This is a genomic window from Micromonospora sp. CA-246542 (genome assembly GCF_050942905.1).
Classification (GTDB): domain Bacteria; phylum Actinomycetota; class Actinomycetes; order Mycobacteriales; family Micromonosporaceae; genus Micromonospora.
The window spans coordinates 3,722,740-3,737,999 of record NZ_CP192040.1 but is presented as its reverse complement, the minus strand read 5'-3'; the positions used below and the strand labels follow the sequence as shown (position 1 = coordinate 3,737,999).

Genomic DNA, 15,260 nt, shown 5'->3' with positions numbered 1-15,260 from the left:
AGGCGAGGAGAGGAGCCGATCGTGGCGTTGACCACGGCGCCCGACCCGACCCGACCCGGCCCCGGATCCGCCCGGACCCACCCCACCCGGCGTGGGTCCGGCGGCATCCGGCACCGCGAGGGTCTGGCGGGGTACGTCTTCCTGTCGCCGTGGCTCATCGGCCTGATGGGTGTCACGGCCGTTCCCATGCTGCTGTCGCTCTACCTGAGCTTCACCAACTACGACATCCTCACCCCGTTCTCCGAGGCGCGGTGGGTGGGGCTGGCCAACTACGAGCGGATGTTCACGGCCGACCCGTCGTACTGGCACGCGGTGCGGGTCACCCTGACCTTCGCGCTGGTCGCCGTACCCCTGAAACTGGCCGCCGCCCTCGGCGTGGCGCTGCTGCTCAACCGCGCGTGGCGCGGCGTCGGGCTGTTCCGCGGCCTGTTCTACCTGCCGTCGCTGCTTGGCGGCAGCGTGGCGCTGGCCATCGTCTGGGTCAACATGTTCAACCGCGACGGTGCGTTCAACTCGTTGCTGAGCCTCTTCGGCATCGAGGGCAGGCCCTGGGTCAACGACCCGGACTGGGCCCTGGAGACCCTGATGGTGCTGGCCATCTGGCAGTTCGGCGCCCCGATGGTCATCTTCCTGGCCGGGCTGAAGCAGGTGCCCACCGAGCTGTACGAGGCCGCGTCCGTCGACGGCGCCGGTCGGTTCCGGCAGTTCCGCGCCGTCACCCTGCCGATGCTCTCCCCGGTCATCTTCTTCAACCTGGTGTTGGAGACGATCAACGGCTTCCAGGGCTTCACCGCCGCGTTCGTGCTCAGCAACGGCACCGGCGGCCCGGTCGACTCGACCCTCATGTACACGCTGAACCTCTACATCACCGGCTTCACCGACCTGGAGATGGGCTACGCCTCGGCGATGGCCTGGGTGTTCCTGCTCGCCATCGCGGTGCTCACCGGGATCTTCTTCAGCACCGGGCGGTTCTGGGTGCACTACTCCGACGGAGAGGACCGGTGATGGCGATTCCGACGGCGGCGGCGCCGCCCGGAGCGGGACGACGCCCCGGCGGCCGGCCCGTGCTGCGGCTGCTGATCCTGGTGGTGATCGTGGCCGTGGTGCTCTACCCGCTGATCTGGATGGTCGGCACCTCCGTGAAGTCCCAGGAGGAGATCGTCAACAACGTCGGGCTGCTGCCCGAGCGGTTCACCCCGGGCAACTACACCGCCGGGTGGTCCAACTTCGACGTCGGCTTCGGCCGGTTCTTCCTCAACAGCGCGCTGGTCAGCCTGCTCACCGTCGTCGGCAACGGGCTCTCCTGCCTGCTGGCCGCGTACGCCTTCGCCCGCCTGAGGTTCCGGCTGCGTGGCCTCTGGTTCGCCGTCATGATCGGTACGCTGCTGCTGCCCCAGCACGTGCTGATCGTGCCGCAGTACATCCTGTTCCGCACCCTCGGTCTGGTCGGTGGCGAGTGGCCCTACCTGCCGCTGCTCATCCCGCAGTTCCTGGCCACCGAGGCGTTCTTCGTCTTCCTCATGGTGCAGTTCATGCGCGGCGTCCCACGCGAGCTGGACGAGGCGGCGCGGATCGACGGCGCGGGCCCGTACGGGATCTTCCGGCACATCATCCTGCCGCTGAGCCGACCCGCGCTGGTCACCACCGCGATCTTCTCGTTCATCTGGACCTGGAACGACTTCTTCCGCCAGTTGGTCTTCCTGTCCCAACTCCAGGACTACACGGTGCCGGTGGCGCTGACCCTCTTCATCGACTCGACGAGTCAGAGCGCGGTCGGGCCGATGTTCGCCATGTCGGTGCTGTCGCTGCTGCCGGTCTTCCTGTTCTTCGTCGCGTTCCAACGGATGCTCGTCGAGGGGATCAACACCAGTGGCATCAAGGGCTGAACCCGTCGACGTCGCCGAACGGCGGGACTGGCGGGACGTCGCCCGCGACGCCGCGGACCTGGCGCTGCTCGGCATCCTGTTGACCCTCGCGGCGGCGCCGCTGCTCACCGCCGCCGGGGCGGCGGGTACGGCCAGCGCGGCGGTGCGCGACTGGACGCGTACCGGCGGTTGGCCGTCGGCGCGTACGACCCTGCGCCGATTCGGCCGCTCGGTGCTGCCCGGCGTGCCGGTCAGCCTGCTCGGGCTCGGCGTGCTCGGGCTGCTCGCCGCCGACCTGGCGGCGCTGACCGCCGATCGGGTGCCCGGTGGCCCACCGGCGCTGGCGGTGACCGGGCTGGTCGCGGCCGCTCTGGCCGGGTACGCCGGGCTGGTCGTCGTCGAGGCGGGCCGTAACGGGGGCGGGCGGTGGCGGGTCGCGGCCCGGTCCAGCGCCCGCGCCTGCCTCGACGCGCCCACCCGGTGGGCCGCCCTCACGGGCGTGACGGCGTTGGCCGGGCTGCTCGCCGTCCTGGTCACACCGGTGGCCGTGCCCATCCTCGCCGGCTACGCCCTGGCGGCCCTGCACGCCGTCGCCAACCGGATGACGGTAACCACGGACATCGGTCGCGCCTTCGCCGCTGACGCCGGCGGCCGCGAACCGGCCGCCGCCCGGACGGAGCTGCCGTGACCGCCGATCCCGCCGCCGACCCCGCTCCGGTCGCCGAGGAACCGGCTCGGCTGCTGGTCGGCGGGACCGAGGTGGCCCGGTACGTCGTCGACCCCGCGTTGGACGCGCGGCACGGCCCCGGCCGTACCTGCACCCCGTGCGCACCCTGGGGGGCACGGCGGTCACCGACGCGCTCCCCGCCGACCACGTCTGGCACCTGGGCGCCTCCCTCGCCGTGCAGGACGTCGACGGCGTCAACCTGTGGGGCGGGCGCACCTACGTGCGCGACGTCGGCTACACGTGGCGCGAGGACCACGGGCGGATCGTCCACACCGGCTGGACGCGGCGCTCGGCCGACCGGCTGGCCCATCAGCTCCAGTGGCGCGATCCGCGCGGACGGGTGCTGCTCACCGAGCGGCGTCGGCTGGCCGTGTCGGCGGTGACGCCGGACGTCTGGCGGCTCGACCTGGACTCCGCGCTCACCGCGCCGCCCGACAGGTCCGTGCGCCTGGGCAGCCCGGCCACCAACGGTCGCCCCGGCGGGGCCGGCTACGGCGGGTTCTTCTGGCGGGCGGTCGCCGACGAGGAGGCGACGGTGTTCACCGCCGAGGCGGCGGGGAGGAGGCGGTCAACGGCAGCGCCACCCCGTGGCTGGCGCTGGCCGGCACCGGCCCGGGCGGTGGGGCGTACACCCTGGTCTTCGCGGGCCTCGGCCCCGGCGACCGGTGGTTCGTGCGGACCGCCATGTACCCCGGCGTGTGCGTGGCCTTCGCCTTCGACCAGCCGGCGGAGGTCCCCGCCGGAACCACCCGCCACGGCCGCTACCAGGTGTGGATCGCCGACGGCACCCTGCCTCCCGACCAATGCGCCACCCTCGCCAGCGCGCGTCGATCATGAAGTTGTTGTCCCGACACGCCGGGCGTGGTGACAACAACTTCATGATCGACCGGGTAGGGCGGCGGGGACGGCGACGGCGGTGACCCGGATGGCCTTGACTATCGCCGGGATGGAGCCGATCAGGAGGACCAGGCCCCAGATGATGGCGATGATGGCGAAGACGATCGCGCCGATGCCGTCGAGGATGCTCACCAGGATCACCGGCACCAGATTGTGCAGGAATTCCAGCACGACGGTGCACAGCAGGGTGGTGATGATTATCAGGACGAGGCCCTTGTTCTGCAGAAACCGGGGCTGGGCCAGCACCAACAACCCCGCCCAGACCAGCTTGAGCAGCAGCGCCAGGCCGAGCAGCACCGCCGCGTCGCCGACCGGGAAGAAGCCCCACAGCGCCAGGTACGCCAGGGTGCCGAACGGCACGGCCAGGAACAGCGACACCATGATCATTAGCTCCACGAACGCGATGATCAGCAGGATCAGCGAGCCCAGGATGAGCAGGATCGAGAAGATCAGCGTCGCGACGCCCTGGATGCGGCCCTGCACCCGCTCCGGCACCACCAGGCTGAGGCAGAACAGGCCGGTGGTCCAGAGCGCCACCGCGTCGATCAACGCCAGGTAGCTGGTGCCCCGTCCGGAGGGTTCGCTGACCCCGGCCGCGTCCACCTCCACGCCGAGGTCCGCCGCGCCGACCAGCAGCGCGCCGGTGGCGTCGCCGCCTCCGGTGAGCAGCGACGATCCCACCTCGACGAGGACCACCAGCGTGATCGCGACCAGCGCGAGCAGCAGGAACGGCTTGCGCAGGTCACCCATGGCGGGCCTCCGTACGGTCGGGGAGCGCGCCGGCGGGTGGACCTGTCACTCGGCGGCGACGGTGACCGTGCATCCCACACCTCCCGGGCAGCCCAGCAGCACCGTGGTCGCGCTGTCGACGGCGATCCGGGCGACCGCCTCGCCGCCGTCGTCCGGTTCGACCTCCGAGCGCACGGTGAGGTCGGCGTCCCCGGGCGCCGGGGCGCTCACCGCGAACGTGCGGCCACTGCGCAGCACCAGGGTCCGCAGCTCGCCCGGGTCGGCGACCCGTACCGCGCAGCCGCCGACGAAGGTGAGCACGTCGCCGGTACGGTCGCAGTCGGCCTGCACGGTCGCCGGGTCGATCGTGCTGCTCGCGCCGGCCAGCCGGCCCAGCCGCTGCACGATTCCCGGCCGGTCGCTCGCGCGGCCCTGCTCGCCGCCGCCGACGCCGACGGCGAGCGCGAAGAACGCCACCAGCAGCACCGCCAGCGTCACCAGGACGACCTTCTGCCGACCGCTCATCGCCGCGCGACCGCCCCGGTCACCTCGGTGAAGCGGATCTGGTCCACGCCCGCGAAGTACCTGTCGAAGCCCTGCGTCTTGCCCACGGCGACCAGGGTGAGCGTGTGCCGGCCCGCCGCCAACCGGACGGTTCCCACGTCGGTGAAGTCCTGCAGGATCACCGTGGGGCTGAAGCCGAAGAAGGTGCTGCCGAGCTGCACGCCGTCGATCTGCCAGATGGTGTTGGCGTAGTCGAAGCTCGTGGTGCGCGTGGTGGAGAAACGCCAGAGGGCGTCGGCCGGCAGTTCGACGGTGACGTTCACCCGGTCACCGGGCGCCAGGCCCGTGAAGAACAGTTGCGCGTCGTCCGACCAGGTGATGTCGCAGCAGTTCGGCTGCGCGTCGATGCCTGCGGCGGTCTTCGCCGGGGACTCCACCTTTGCCCCGTCGACCAGGCTCTCCGCCTCCAGCGTCACGACCCGTGGCGTGCCCGGCGTCGGTGGGCCGTCGGAGCGGGTCAGCAGGTAGCCGACCACCCCGGCGACCACGAGCACCAGCGCCGCGGCGGCGGCGATCCACGGCCACGGCGTCCGCTTCGGCGCGGCGACCGCCCGGACCTCGTACGTCACCCGGCCGCTGGAGCGCGAACTCTCCTCCGGCGCGGTGTTCGCCGAGTACGCGAACCCGGTCATGTCGTAGCGGCGGGGCGCGGTGCCGGCCGGCACCGCGAGGCGGACCAGGAACGAGACCGAACCCTGACCGGGCACCACCCGCTGCGGCTCGGTGACGGTGAACCAGGCCCGCTGGCTGCCCTCGCCGGGCGCCACGTCGAAGACGACGGTGTCCGGCGCGAGGCCCGGGTTGGAGACGGTGAACGTCAGCTCGCCGTGGTTGGCGGCGTCCAGGGTGAACTGCGACGCGGCGCCGACGACGGCCCATTCGGTGGTCATGAAGGCTCCTTAAGCGGACGGTGCCGCGGTCGGCTGATCCGATGGTGGCGAGGCGGCGAGGACGACCTCGGCGGTGGTCGCCGCCGGCTTCTCCGCCTCGACGATGCGGGTGATCACGGCGAGGTGGTCGGCGGCGTCCGCCGGCACCCGCACCACGATGTGAAAGGGCCTCTCGTCGGGCTCGTCGATGGCGAAGCCGCTCACCCCGGTGGCCACCTCCAGGGCCCGTCGCATCCCGTACGGGGTGCCACGCCACCGCGCCAGCAGCGCGCCGTGGGCCACCAGGTCCCGTAGCCGCCCGACCGGCAGGGGCAGCGGCGCGTCCGGTCGGTGCGACGCCACGACGTGGTCCATCGCCACCCAGCGGGTCAGGCGTACGACCATGTCGTCGGGGGCCCGGTACGGGTCGAACAGGGCGTCCACCTCGGCGAGGATCGTCTCGTCCGGGGCGTGCAGCCCTTCCATGACGTCCAGCAGCGCCCAGAGCACGCTGCCCGGCACGCACGCCCGCTGGTACGCGGCGGGCAGCAGCCGCTCAATCGCCGAGCGTCGCATCCTGGCGCACCACCTCGATGTCGTGCTCGCCGGAGCAGAGCAGCCACGTGTCCGGGACGGTCACCACGTCGGCGGTGGCCTGGTTGGCGCTGGCGGTCCAGGTGACCGCGTCGGCGCTGCGGTACACGCCGCGCTCGCCGCAGGCCAGCACCAGCCGGTCCGCCGCCGGTCCGCCCGCGCCGGAGGTCGCCGGACCGCCCGCGCCGCCGGCCGCCGCGGCAGGGCCGCTCACGGCGACGGCGTCGACCGGCACGAACCGGGTCCGGTCGCGTAACGGCAGCCCGCAGTTGACCGAGACCGGTTGCCACTGCGGCTGGGCGGCCAGGGTGTCCAGCCGCAGCACCCCGCCGCTCTGCGTGGCGGCCACCACCTGCTGGCCGGCGAACGCCAGATCCCGGCAGGTGCCGCCGATCCAGCCGGCCTGCACGGACTGCCACTTGACGTCGGACTCGAACAGCCGGGTGCGGTGACAGCCCTGACCGGGCTTCTTCGGGTCCGGCTCGCCCGCGCCACTCCACAGCAGCGTGGCCGGGCCGTCGTACTGCACCGCGAGGACCCGGTTGTCCACGTTGGAGAGCCCGACGTGCGTGAAGGTGCCCGGCCGGCCGCCGGCCGTCGACAGGTACACCCCGAAGCTGGCCTGCGCCGCGACCGCCACGCCCGGCGCGCCGCGCTCGGAGACGAAGGCGCGGACCGCGTAGAAGCCCCGGTCGGCGTCGGAAGGGTCGACGAGGATCTGCAACGGCACCGCGCCGGGCAGCAGCGACACCTCGTACAGCCCGGTGTCGGTGGCCACCAGCAGCGCTCCCGCGCCGTCGCGGTCCAGCCACGCCACGTCGGAGATCCGCGAGTCCAGGTCGGTCAGCAGCGACCACGTCTCACCCAGGTCGGTGCTCAGTCGGACCCGGGAGCCACCCGACTCGCGCACCGTCACCACGGCCACCGAGCCGGGACGCGCCACGATGCCGGGCCGCACCGGTGCGGGGGCGGGCGCGACCCGTAGCACCGTCTCGTCGTCGTCGAACCGGCCGGCCGGCTCCCAGCCCGAGCCCGCGTTGCTGGAGCGGAACAACACCGGGCCACGCCCGGCGTACCAGGTGCGCGGCTGGTACGCGTCGACGGCGAGGGCGCGGACGTTGGCGTCGGGCGCCTCGTCGACCACGAACCGCACCGACTCGACGTACCGCACGCCCGGTTCGGCCTGCTCCAACAACCGGTACACGTTGGATGCCCGCAGCGGCTCGCCGAACGGCCACCCGCTCGGGTTGAGCGCGGTGGGCAGCGGGCTGAGCGTCTGGTGCAGCCGGTCGTGGATGCGCCGCCGGACCGCGTCCACGTCCTCCTCCCGCCGCACCACCACCCGGGCCCGCACCGACACCGCCTTGAACCGGGCCCAGCTCGCCCGCGAGCGGATACCGACCATCCGGCGCTGTTCCAGGTCCGCCTCGACGCGGTGGCGGGCCTCGGGCACCTCGTACTCGCGCAGCACCGCCACCGGCAGCCGGCCGCCCGGTCGAGCCTCCGGCGGCACGTACGGCACCAGCACCACCTCGACCTCACCCGGGCGGGCGAAGCTGTAGACGGCCGAGCGGGTGAACGCGCGGGCCCGTGCCACCGCGCCCGCGCTGGTGGCGAGGACCTCGAAGTCGCGGGCGGTGACCGCGCGCTGCTGGGCGAAGAACTCGTACGGGCCGCGCAGCAGCACCGATTCCAACGCCTCCATCTCCCGGCCGCCGGCGGCCCGGGTGGGGTTGTCGACGCGTACCCCGGGCAGTGGATCGCGCAGGGTGGTCAGCGTGCCGGCGGCGACGTTGCCGGCCGGACCGCCGCCGGCCCGGTACCAGAGGCGGACCTGCCGCCCGGCCGGGGCACGGCCGCCACCGGCGTCGGCCCGGCGGTGCCGTCGGCGGGCGGCCGCAGGTCCAGGGCCGGGGCGAAGGTGACGGTGCCCGAGCAGCGGTCCACCAGGTACGCCTTGGCCTGCGGGCCGAGCCCGGCGAAGCTGTCCACCGGCTGCCAGATCTCGAACGTGCGGCCCTCGTGCTCGCGGGCCGCCGCCCCCAGCTCCACCGAGCCGGTCGGCACCTCCACCCCGAGCAGCAGGTCCAGCGGCTCGCCGGTGTGGGCCAGGGAGCGCGGGCCGCGCGCAGCACCTGCCCCGGCTGGCCGGTGCCGAGACCCAGCAGCTCCGCGTCCACCGGCTCGCAGTGGTGCATCCGGACGGTCACCGAGGACTCGCCGGCCGGCAGCGTCGCCGGCTCGGTCGTGACGAACACGACGGGCCGGGGATCCGCGCCACGCGCCGCCGCGACCCGCAGCCCGGCCGGGATCCGCACCGCCGAGGTGTCGGCGCCGGCGCGGGTGAACACCACGTCCGCCCAGGCCGCGGTGGGCGCGTGCCGCGCCACCCCGAGCAGGTTCAGGAACTGCACGTACGCCTTCTCCGGCAACTGGTTCAGCCGGTAGATCATCACCTCGGTCAGGTGCGCGAACGCCTCCACCAGCGCCATGCCCGGGTCGTGTGCCGACAGGTCGGTCCAGCCGGGGCAGGACTGGCGGATCCGCTCGCGGGCCTCGGTGACGAGATCGAGGAACCCCCGGTCGTCCAGGTGCGGCACGGGCAGCGTCATGACGATTCTCCCGGTTCGTCGTCGGCGGGGAGCAGATCCACGGAGAACACCAACTGGCCGGGCGTGAGGCTGGCCCGCACCCGGTAGTCGAGCCGGATCACCAGCCGCCACGCGTCGTCCACGTCGGGCCCGGCGTCGACGTCGATGACCTCGACCCGGGGCTCCCAGCGGGCGATGGCCTGCCGCACGTAGTGGATCGCCAGCCCGGCCGTGGTGTCGTCGTTGGGCGCGAAGATCAGCCGGTGCAGCCGGGAGCCGTACCCGGGTCGCATCAGCCGCTCGCCGGGCGTCGTCGACAACAGCAGGAACAGCGCCTGGCGTACGCTCTCGTCGCCCTCGGTCATGGCCAGCCCGCCGGCGGCGGTGAGCGCCAACCCGCCGGCCCGGCCGGCGTCGAAGCCGGCCCCGACGAAGCGGAACGCCCTCACCGGTCCGCCCCCAGGAAGCGCTGCCGGGGGTCGCGGACGGTGTGGTGGATCGCGTCCGGCGGTGTGCCGTCGGTGAAGCCCTCCAGGTGCGAGAGCACCACCCGGTGTCCGTCGACGCGGAGCCAGTCGCTGTAGCCGACGTGGACGGTCCGCGTCTTCGCGCACGGTTTGATGGTCGGGCCGTAGTTCGGGCAGGCGACGATCTTCCGTCCCTCCGGGTCGTCGTCCACCAGCACCGGCACGGCGGTGACGGTCACCCACCGCTGCGACGGTTGGTTCTCGACCCGGCCGTCGTGGTCACAGGCGATCACCGAGTCGCGGTGGATCCAACGCATCAGCCGCCTCCTTCGTGGTGGGCGCGGGCGAGCGAACGGGCCTGCCGCGCCGCGGTGGTCGGGTCCTCGGTCGCCTCGGCGTGCAGGAAGTCCACGCTGCGGGCGCGGACCACCATGGCCCGGCCCGGTGCGGAGATCACCAGGTCCGTCGCCGCGTGCAGGGTGGCCAGGTCGGGGGTGAGCTCCAGCCAACTGCCGCCCTCGGTGCCGAGCCGCAGGCTGCGCTGTACGTCGTCCACGACGATCGACTGTCCGCCGGCCGTGCGCAGCGTCCAGCGCCGCGCCCGACCGTCGTCGATGCCCGCGTCGTACGGCTCGACGGCCCCGAACAGCGAACCCAGCACGATGCCCGAGGCCGGCTCGCCGCCGGGCAGCACCACCAGCACGGTGTCGTCCGGATCGGGGAGCGCCACCAGACCCTTGCCGCGCCCCGCACCCGGGCAGAGCACGCCGAGCCAACCGGCGTCCAGATCCCCGTACGCGGGCAGGGTCAGCCGTACCCGGCCCATCCCGTCCGGGTCGGCCACGTCGGTCACGGTGCCGAGCGTGACGACCGCGCCGCCGACCGCCGTGGGCGTCGTGGCCGGTGGCACGGTCGAGAACCGGGTGAGGTGCCCCTCGCCGTCCACGGTGTGCACCACCTCGGTCAGCACGTACGCCCCCGCGAGAGGGTCGGGCACCCCCGCCAGGTCGATCCGCCGGCCCGGCCGCAGCGCCGGATCACCCTCGGCCACCCCTCGGCGGTGGACAGGGCGGCGGCGCGCAGGTCCAGTCGCGCCTGGGCCAGCGCCGCCACCTCGTCGTCGCTGCGCCCCGGCTGGTCGACGGCGGTGCGCACGCCGTCGGCCCCCACGTCGGCCGGGTCCGGACGGTCACCGGACGGCCGACCGCAGCGCGCTTCGTCGGCCCGCTGGCTGATCGGCTCGGCCCGCTGCGGGTGCCACCCCAACGCGACGCTCGCGCCGCTGGCCTGGTCCGCGTTCGTGGACAACCGCAGGGTGTGCACACCCCCGCCGAGGGTCAGCGGGACCGGCTCGCCGTAGCCGGCGAGGGTCACCAGTCGTACGCCGTCGCCGTCGGCGGCCAGGTGCAGCCCGGCCCGCCCGGCGACCTCGCAGAGCAGCTCCAGATCACTGTGCCGGTGCTGGACCAACCGTTCCAGCCGCGGGCCGTCGTCCTCGGCCGTCACGGTCAGCCCCACCCCGCCGCACAGGTCCCGGGCCAGCTCCGCCGCCGTCACCGAGGTGAAGACCCGCAGATCCTGCCGCTTGCGCAGCCGGTGCAGGGCGTCGTACGCCCGCAGCCGCAGCACGACCGCGCCATCGGCGGCGTACTCGACCTCCACGCAGGTCACCTCCCCGACGAACAGCGCGTCGGCGTGGTCGGCGAGCCGTACGTCGAGGGTCGTTCCGGGGCGCACGGCCGGGTCGAGCGCCGCGGTGCCGGCGGCGGTCGCGAGGACCAGCTCCGCCTGGGTCGGCTGGTCGAGCCGCGCGGCCACCCGCAGCGAGCGGATCCGCTGGCGGGCCACGGCGTTCAGCTCGACGCCGTCGAGCAGGACGGTCAGCGCGCGGGGCGCGACGCTGGTCACGGCGTACCCCCGCGACTGGTGCGCCGCCGGCCGACGCGGTCCCGCTCGCGGTGGCCGTTCCGGTCGGGCCGGTCCGGGTCGCGGTGGCCGTTCCGGTCGGGCCGGTCCCGGTCGCGGCCGCGACCGAGGCGGCCCAACTCGCGGCGGCGGCGATCGAGGCGTCCACGAACGACCCGCCGGCCCGTGCCATCGCGCCGAGCGCCGACTCCGGCGCGGAGCCGCCCGGGCCGACGGGGGAACCGCGAGGGTCGTACCGGCCGGCACCGCGAGCGGGTCGGTGATCCGGTTGTGTTCGGCCAGCAGCCGCCACCGCAGCGGCGAGCCGAGCGCGTCGTTGGCCAGCAGGTCGAAACGGACACCGGCGTGGCCCGGCTCGGTCGCGCCGTCGCCGGCCGCGACCACGGCGCTGCCCGGTGCGGCGACCGGCGTACTCGCCGCGGCGAGCTCCTCGGCGAAGCCGGCCTGCGCCTGGTCGGCGCTCTCGGCGGTCCGGACCAGCTTCAGCCGCAGCCAGGAGCGCCGGGGCGAGCCGGTACCGGTGAACGCGTCGAACCGCTCGGCCACCGCCACGATCACGCCCGGCACGTTCCACGTCTTGCCCCAGACCAGCCGGACCAGCGGCGGACGCAACCAGCCGTGCTCGACGTCGGAGTTCTCCGCCAGCATCCACAACGGTCGGGTCAGCATCCGTACGTCGGTGGGGCGCACCTGCGCCTGGACGAAGTCGACGTCGAAGAGCAGATCCAGCACCAACTCCGTACGACCACCGCCGGTGAAGACCAGCGGGTCGTCGGCCAGACCGGAACCGGTGAGCTGCGCGCCGCCCGCACCCCGATGGCGTACGCCGGCGAGCCGGGTCACCTGCACGGTCTCCGGGTTGAGCAGGCAGTCCACCCGCTCCCCGGTGGAGTCGATGAGGAAGGCGACGCGTTCCATCAGCCGCCCGCCTGCTCCCGGTCGAGCCGGCGCTCGTGGCCCGCGTCGAGCGCCGCGCCGGGCACCGTCCACAGCGGTCCGTCATCCGGTAGAGCCGGCCACGGGTCCACGCCGGGCCCGACGGCCGCCGACGGGAACGGCGCGCTCACCGGCCAGTGCCCGGTGCCGTCGACCTCGGCGGTGCCCGTCCGGTACCCCGGTCGGGCGTCCCACCGCCCGACCTCGCCGCCGTGCCGCACAGCGGCGTACGGGTAGTCGGCGCGCTGGTCGCGGTCCGGCCGGGTGCGCGGGCCGTGGCGTGGTGCGTCGTGCTGTGCGGGCCCCTCCGGCTCCCCGTACCGGCCCGTTGGTTGCTGGTCAGGGAGCCGGCTCGCGTGCTGCTCGGGCAACTGCCGGGAGCGTCCACGGAGGTGGTGCTCGGGGAGCCGGTCGCGGTGCTGTTCGAGATGGTGGCCGGCGTGGGGCTGACCCTCAGTGGGGTGCTCCGCGAGTCGGGCCGGCCCAGCCGGCTCGTCCGGCAGTGCGGGCCAGGACGGTCCGCCCGCCCTGCCGTCGCCGCGTCCGTGCCGCGACGTCGTGGCGTCCAGAGCGGGTCGTCGAGAGAGAGCCCTTGCGGAGGTGCCGAAACCTTCGCCGGGCGGCACCGGCGTGGGGGGCAGATGTGGCGCGGTGCCGGGGATGGCGACCGCCTCCCCGGGGTGGTGGGCGGCACCGGGCGCGCGGAACGGCCCGCCGACGCTCGCCGCGCTGGCACGCCCGTTCGCCGACGCGGAGCCATCGGACCGGGCCGTCCCGCTGCCGTCCGGGATCGCTGGGCGGACGATCGCGAGCCGTCGTTCGGACCCGCCGTCCGGGTGTCCGGGACCGCCCGCCTCGGGACGAGGGTGGACGTGATCACGAGCGCTGCCCGGTCGGGCGCGCGGCTGCGGGTCGCCGAATCGGCCGTGGGCGGTGGTCGGCCGGTCGGTCCGACCCGCCACCGGCCGGTCGGTCCGACTGGCGACCGGTCTGAACGCCGGGTCGCCCGGGTCGCCCGAGTCGCCCGAGCGGTCCGGCCGCCGCGTTGGCGCCGCGCCCGGCGGAGTCTCGTTCCGCGTCGGCACGGCCTGGTCGACGTCGACGTCCAGCTCACGGAGCAGGCCGGGGCGTGCGCGGCCACCAGGTCCACCCAGTGCTGCGGCGGCTCGCCGAGACGACGCGGCGGGTCCGCCGGATGTTCCGGCTCGGCGGTCGGGGTGTCGACGCGTCCGGCGAGGCGCTGCACCGCGCCGGCCACCGAGCGGAGGCGACCGGCCAGCCAGCTACGCGGGCGTCGGCGCGGCGGCACCGCCGGCCTCCAGTTCGAGGCCCTCGTAGCGCAGCGTCAGCGACGCGATGGCGATCTCGTGGCTCACCGTGTTGAGGTGCGCTCCGCGCCACCGGGTGGGCCACGCGTCGATCAGGTTCCAGCGCAGCACCTCGGCGGTGCCCGCCGCGTCGAGCAGCACCACCGACACGTTGCGGCGGTTGAGGGTGCCCTTGGCGGTGGCGTTCACCCAGTCCCACAGCTCACGGGACGCGGTGAGGCCGAAGTGCAGTGTCACCGGCTCGTACTCGGCCTGGCCGGGGACCATCCGCGTCGGTCCGGGGCCGTGCTCCCGGTACGGCTGCCCGGGGATGTTCACCTCCAGTCCGCTCATCTCGGTGAAGTGGCCGTTGGTGACGCCGTTGATGAGCAACCGGAAGTTGTAGGCCCGGTACGGGTCGACGGGCGCGCCGGGCTGCGGGGTGGCGGGAGTGGCCATGTCAGCCTCCGATCGTCTCGGTCTCGGTGCCGCCGGCCCACTGGCTGAGCTTGAACACCACGAATTCGGCGGGCTTGACGACGGCAATACCGATGTGGGCGATCACCATGCCGGCGTCGCGGACGTCCGGCGGGTTGGTCTCCTCGTCGCACTTGACGAAGAACGCCTCCTCGGGGCTGCGCCCCAGCAGCGCGCCGTCGCGCCACACCCGGGTGAGGAACGCCCCGATGTCGCGCCGGATCGAGCGCCAGAGGGTGAAGTCGTTCGGTTCGAAGACCATCCACCGGGTGCCGTTGGCGATGGCCTGTTCGATGGCGATGCTGAGTCGCCGGACGTTGAGGTAGCGCCACTCGCTGGCCTCGGCGGCGAGCGTACGGGCGCCCCAGACGCGGATGCCCTCGCCGGCGAAGTAGCGGATCACGTTGACGCCCTTGGGGTTGAGCACGTCGTGCTCGGGGCGGGTGACCCGGTAGCCGAGGTCGACGGCGCCCCGGACCGGTTCGTTGGCCGGCGCCTTGTGCACGCCGCGCAGGGCGTCGGTGCGGGCCCAGATGCCGGCCAGGTGCCCGCTCGGCGGCGTCAGTTCCAGCTCGCCGGTGATCGGGTCACGGACCTGTAGGTACGGGTAGTAGAACGCGGCGAACTCGGACTGCCGGGGCCGGTACGCCGGGGGTCCCTCCCCGCCGCCCGGACCAGCGGCAGGGCCGCCACCCTCGGCGGGTTTCGGCGGCTTGCCGGAGGACGGGGTGGCGACCCGGGTCAGCGCGGAGATGTCGTCGATGTCCGGGGCCGGGTCGCAGATCGCCACCATGGTGCGGGTCCGCTCGGCCATGCTGATCAGCGCGTCGTGGGACACCGGGTCGGAGAAGCCCGGAGCGGCGATGATGGAGATCTCGTCGACGGCCTCCAGCAGTTGCAGGCCGCCGCGTTGCTTGCCGGTGCCGGTGATGGCGCCACCGTCGCCGACGTTGACCACCCAGCAGCGCGCGCCCCCGTTGTCCAGGAAACCGAAGACGGCCCGCGCGAGGGGGGTGCTCTCGACCTGGTCGCCGTCGGCGAAGAGCCGCAGGAACTCGGTCCAGTTGTTGACCGGTACGGCCTTGCCCAGGTGGGCGTCGCGGTTCGGGGCGACGCCGACGAACGCGGCGATGCTGGTGCTCACCGGGCCGATCGGTCGGGCGCCGCTGGGGACCTCCTCGACGTAGATGCCGGGGGAGAAGTAGCTGGGCATCGGTCCTCCTGTGCGGGTGGGCGTCAGTGGGTCGGTGGAGCGCAGACGATGACGATGTCGTCGTCGTCCGCGTCCACGTCGGCGGTGAGCACGAGCCC

At 73.8% G+C, this 15,260-nt stretch carries 17 protein-coding genes and 1 pseudogene; 5 read left to right on the top strand and 13 right to left on the bottom strand.

Annotated elements, in window-relative coordinates; all coding sequences use genetic code 11:
• Nucleotides 1-21: 21 nt before the first annotated feature.
• The 4 genes and pseudogenes from ACQP0N_RS17610 to ACQP0N_RS17595 all read left to right on the top strand — a co-directional run bounded on the left by ACQP0N_RS17610 (nucleotide 22) and on the right by ACQP0N_RS17595 (nucleotide 3,429).
• Nucleotides 22-1,005, top strand: a complete 984-nt coding sequence (locus tag ACQP0N_RS17610) for a carbohydrate ABC transporter permease (RefSeq protein WP_433111666.1) — start codon at nucleotides 22-24, stop codon at nucleotides 1,003-1,005.
• Complete coding sequence (locus ACQP0N_RS17605) at nucleotides 1,005-1,886, top strand: carbohydrate ABC transporter permease (protein ID WP_433111663.1); 882 nt, start codon at nucleotides 1,005-1,007, stop codon at nucleotides 1,884-1,886. The genes ACQP0N_RS17610 and ACQP0N_RS17605 overlap by 1 nt, the downstream gene beginning before the upstream one ends.
• Nucleotides 1,870-2,553, top strand: a complete 684-nt coding sequence (locus ACQP0N_RS17600; protein ID WP_433111660.1) for a hypothetical protein — start codon at nucleotides 1,870-1,872, stop codon at nucleotides 2,551-2,553. The genes ACQP0N_RS17605 and ACQP0N_RS17600 overlap by 17 nt, the downstream gene beginning before the upstream one ends.
• A gap of 136 nt (nucleotides 2,554-2,689) precedes the next feature.
• Nucleotides 2,690-3,429: pseudogene (locus ACQP0N_RS17595) on the top strand (PmoA family protein).
• Between the two features lie 39 nt (nucleotides 3,430-3,468).
• Here the strand turns inward: ACQP0N_RS17595 and ACQP0N_RS17590 are convergent.
• From ACQP0N_RS17590 to ACQP0N_RS17565, 6 genes are read right to left on the bottom strand one after another with little or no spacing between them, the layout of a single operon-like run.
• Nucleotides 3,469-4,239, bottom strand: a complete 771-nt coding sequence (locus ACQP0N_RS17590; RefSeq protein ID WP_433111657.1) for a hypothetical protein — start codon at nucleotides 4,237-4,239, stop codon at nucleotides 3,469-3,471.
• A gap of 45 nt (nucleotides 4,240-4,284) precedes the next feature.
• On the bottom strand, nucleotides 4,285-4,743 hold the full coding sequence (locus ACQP0N_RS17585) for a hypothetical protein (protein WP_433111654.1): 459 nt from the start codon (nucleotides 4,741-4,743) through the stop codon (nucleotides 4,285-4,287).
• Nucleotides 4,740-5,672, bottom strand: coding sequence for a hypothetical protein (locus ACQP0N_RS17580; protein WP_433111651.1), 933 nt, complete (start codon nucleotides 5,670-5,672; stop codon nucleotides 4,740-4,742). Before ACQP0N_RS17580 ends, ACQP0N_RS17585 begins: the two co-directional genes overlap by 4 nt.
• A 9-nt stretch (nucleotides 5,673-5,681) precedes the next feature.
• Entirely contained in the window at nucleotides 5,682-6,227 is a 546-nt protein-coding gene (locus ACQP0N_RS17575; protein ID WP_433111648.1) for a phage tail protein, read from the bottom strand.
• Nucleotides 6,208-8,001 carry a hypothetical protein gene (locus ACQP0N_RS17570; protein WP_433121681.1) on the bottom strand — a complete coding sequence of 598 codons (1,794 nt, stop codon included), beginning with the start codon at nucleotides 7,999-8,001 and terminating at the stop codon, nucleotides 6,208-6,210. Before ACQP0N_RS17570 ends, ACQP0N_RS17575 begins: the two co-directional genes overlap by 20 nt.
• 17 nt (nucleotides 8,002-8,018) lie before the next feature.
• Nucleotides 8,019-8,318 (bottom strand): hypothetical protein, encoded by a 300-nt coding sequence (locus ACQP0N_RS17565; protein WP_433111646.1) that lies wholly within the window; start codon nucleotides 8,316-8,318, stop codon nucleotides 8,019-8,021.
• A 78-nt stretch (nucleotides 8,319-8,396) separates the two neighbouring features.
• On the opposite strand from ACQP0N_RS17565, the gene ACQP0N_RS17560 reads away from it, so the two are divergent.
• A complete protein-coding gene (locus tag ACQP0N_RS17560) occupies nucleotides 8,397-8,693 on the top strand; it encodes a hypothetical protein (protein ID WP_433111643.1) in 297 nt (98 codons plus the stop codon).
• 160 nt (nucleotides 8,694-8,853) lie between these two features.
• On the opposite strand, the gene ACQP0N_RS17555 is transcribed toward ACQP0N_RS17560, so the two are convergent.
• From ACQP0N_RS17555 to ACQP0N_RS17525, 7 genes are all read right to left on the bottom strand, one after another.
• The gene (locus ACQP0N_RS17555) at nucleotides 8,854-9,285 is read right to left on the bottom strand and encodes a GPW/gp25 family protein (RefSeq protein WP_433111640.1); all 432 of its coding nucleotides are present in this window, start codon (nucleotides 9,283-9,285) and stop codon (nucleotides 8,854-8,856) included.
• On the bottom strand, nucleotides 9,282-9,620 hold the full coding sequence (locus ACQP0N_RS17550; RefSeq protein WP_433111637.1) for a hypothetical protein: 339 nt from the start codon (nucleotides 9,618-9,620) through the stop codon (nucleotides 9,282-9,284). The genes ACQP0N_RS17555 and ACQP0N_RS17550 overlap by 4 nt, the downstream gene beginning before the upstream one ends.
• A complete protein-coding gene (locus ACQP0N_RS17545; protein ID WP_433111634.1) occupies nucleotides 9,620-10,300 on the bottom strand; it encodes a phage baseplate assembly protein V in 681 nt (226 codons plus the stop codon). The genes ACQP0N_RS17550 and ACQP0N_RS17545 overlap by 1 nt, the downstream gene beginning before the upstream one ends.
• A complete protein-coding gene (locus tag ACQP0N_RS17540) occupies nucleotides 10,267-12,147 on the bottom strand; it encodes a contractile injection system protein, VgrG/Pvc8 family (protein ID WP_433111631.1) in 1,881 nt (626 codons plus the stop codon). Before ACQP0N_RS17540 ends, ACQP0N_RS17545 begins: the two co-directional genes overlap by 34 nt.
• Nucleotides 12,147-13,127 (bottom strand): hypothetical protein, encoded by a 981-nt coding sequence (locus tag ACQP0N_RS17535; protein ID WP_433111628.1) that lies wholly within the window; start codon nucleotides 13,125-13,127, stop codon nucleotides 12,147-12,149. Before ACQP0N_RS17535 ends, ACQP0N_RS17540 begins: the two co-directional genes overlap by 1 nt.
• A 321-nt stretch (nucleotides 13,128-13,448) precedes the next feature.
• The gene (locus ACQP0N_RS17530; protein ID WP_355051208.1) at nucleotides 13,449-13,931 is read right to left on the bottom strand and encodes a phage tail protein; all 483 of its coding nucleotides are present in this window, start codon (nucleotides 13,929-13,931) and stop codon (nucleotides 13,449-13,451) included.
• Between the two features lies 1 nt (nucleotide 13,932).
• Nucleotides 13,933-15,162 carry a phage tail sheath subtilisin-like domain-containing protein gene (locus ACQP0N_RS17525; protein ID WP_355051207.1) on the bottom strand — a complete coding sequence of 410 codons (1,230 nt, stop codon included), beginning with the start codon at nucleotides 15,160-15,162 and terminating at the stop codon, nucleotides 13,933-13,935.
• Nucleotides 15,163-15,260: the final 98 nt, after the last annotated feature.